The following is a 2,222-nucleotide window of genomic DNA, read 5'->3' on the forward strand; positions in this document are numbered from 1 at the left end:
GCGAGGCCTAAGCGCCGCTGGGCCGAGCCGGGCCGGGCGGCTGCGCGAGGCGCACAGCCCGCCCCGTCCGCGCGCTGTCCAGGATCGCCTCGGTCACGCGCAGCGCCTCGAGCCCCTCGTCCATGGACACGTGCTGGCAGCCCTTCCCCAGGACGGCGTCGCGGAAGTGGGCGTGCTCGACGGCGAGGGGCTCGCGCTTGGTGAGTGCGTAGCGGATGACGGTCCCCTCCGACACACCGCGGAAGGCCGCGATCTGGTCCCATTGGAGGGGCTGGTCGCCGTTCTCGTGGAAGGTGAGATCCCCCATGGCGGTGTCCGCCACCAGCGCGCCCCGCTCCCCGGTGACGATGGTGGTGCGGTCCTTGAACGGGGTGAGCCAGTTCACGATATGGTTGACGAGGATCCCGTTCGCGAGCGTTCCCGAGGCGACCATCATGTCCTCGTGCTCCCTGCCGGAACGGGCCGTCGTCATGGCGCTGATGGTGGCGTAGGGGGAGCCCGCCACCCAGGCGGCCAGGTCGACGTCGTGGGTCGCCAGGTCCTTGACGACGCCCACGTCGCAGATGCGGGCGGGGAAGGGCGACTGCCTGCGGGTGGCGATCTGGTAGATCTGGCCCAGCTGCCCGTCCGCGATGCGGCGGCGCATCTCGATGAGCGCGGGGTTGCAGCGCTCCACGTAGCCGACCGCGCCGACCAGGCCCGCCGCGCAGAAGGCGTCGCGGATGCGCGCGCCCGCGGCGGCCGACGCGGCCAAGGGCTTCTCGACCAGGGCGTGGACGCCCGCGCGCGCCAGCGCCAGCGCCGCCTCCTCGTGGTGGACGGTGGGGGCGGCCACGATGGCGGCGTCGATGCCCGCGCGGATCAGCGCGTGGACGTCGGGGAGGACCTCCAGGGGGCCGGCGACGCCGTGGGGGTCCCCCGCGGGGTCGGCGAGCGCCACCACCTCGAAACCGGGCGTGGCGCGCGCGTTGCGGACGTGGTGGCGCCCCATCGAGCCCAGGCCCAGGATCCCCACGCGCACGGGCGCCCGCCCCATGGCCGCCCTCACGATCCCGCGCGGGCCAGGGCGTTGACCCCGGTGACGACGCGCTCCAGGTCCCTGGTGAGCAGGCTCGGGTGGACGGGCAGGGACAGGACGGACCGGGCGGCCTCGTCGGTGGCGCCCAGGGCGCGGGCGGGCGCGAAACGGGACAGGGACTCCAGGCGGTGGCACGGGACCGGGTAGTAGACGCCGGATCCGACTCCGTGCTCCTGGGCCAGGGCGGCGGCGAAGCGGTCGCGGTCCTCGACGCGGATCGTGTACTGGTGGTAGACGTGGACGGCCCCGGGGGCGACGTGGGGGGTGACGACGCCGCGCAGCTCGGCGTCCAGGAACGCGGCGTTCGCCTGGCGCCTGCGCGTCCAGTCCGCGGCCTTGCGCAGCTGGACCCGGCCGATGGCGGCGCTGATGTCGGTCATGCGGTTGTTGAGCCCGACCACCTCGTTCGCGTAGCGCCGCTCCATCCCCTGGTTGCGCAGCAGGCGCACCTGGCGCTCGATCCGCGGGTCGGAGGTGGTGACGATGCCCCCCTCGCCGCAGGTCATGTTCTTCGTCGGGTAGAAGCTGAATGCCCCGAACTCCCCGAAGCAGCCCACGCGGCGCCCGTGCAGGGAAGCGCCGTGGGCCTGGGCGGCGTCCTCGAAGACCATGAGGCCGTTGGCCTCTGCGATGGCCAGGATCTGGTCCATCGGAGCGGGGTGGCCGTACAGGTGGACCGGCATGATGGCCCGGGTGCGCGGCGTGACCGCCTCCTGGACCGAGGCGGGCGCCAGCGTGTAGGTGCGCAGGTCGATGTCGGCGAAGACGGGGGTGGCCCCCGTGATGGCGACGGCGTTGGCGGTGGCGGCGAAGGTGAAGGAGGGCACGACCACCTCGTCGCCCGGCCCGATCCCGGCGGCCATCAGCCCCAGGTGGAGGGCCGAGGTCCCCGAGTTGACGGCGACGGCGCGGGCCCCCGGCGCCATGGCGCGCGCGAACTCCTCCTCGAAGGCGGCGACCTCGGGGCCCTGGGCGATCATGCCCGAGCGCATGACCGCGGCGACGGCGGCGATCTCCTCCTCGCCGATCAGGGGGCGCGCCGCGGGCACGAGGGGGGCGCTCATTCGCCCTCCCCCTCGGGCGCCAGGGCGCCGGCCCCGTCCAGGCGGTAGCCGCGCCCGGTGGCCGGGCACGTGAAGCGGCC

The 2,222-nt window shown here is 74.5% G+C and carries 2 protein-coding genes; both read right to left on the reverse strand.

Annotation, left to right across the window (positions count from 1 at the left end; all coding sequences use genetic code 11):
• Positions 1–7: 7 nt before the first annotated feature.
• A complete protein-coding gene (locus BH719_RS03265) occupies positions 8–1,036 on the reverse strand; it encodes a Gfo/Idh/MocA family protein (RefSeq protein WP_009743322.1) in 1,029 nt (342 codons plus the stop codon).
• An 8-nt stretch (positions 1,037–1,044) separates the two neighbouring features.
• Positions 1,045–2,142, reverse strand: a complete 1,098-nt coding sequence (locus tag BH719_RS03270; RefSeq protein WP_009743323.1) for a DegT/DnrJ/EryC1/StrS family aminotransferase — start codon at positions 2,140–2,142, stop codon at positions 1,045–1,047.
• Between the last annotated feature and the right edge of the window lie 80 nt (positions 2,143–2,222).

Source organism: Pauljensenia hongkongensis, from assembly GCF_001746855.1.
Lineage (GTDB): Bacteria > Actinomycetota > Actinomycetes > Actinomycetales > Actinomycetaceae > Pauljensenia > Pauljensenia hongkongensis.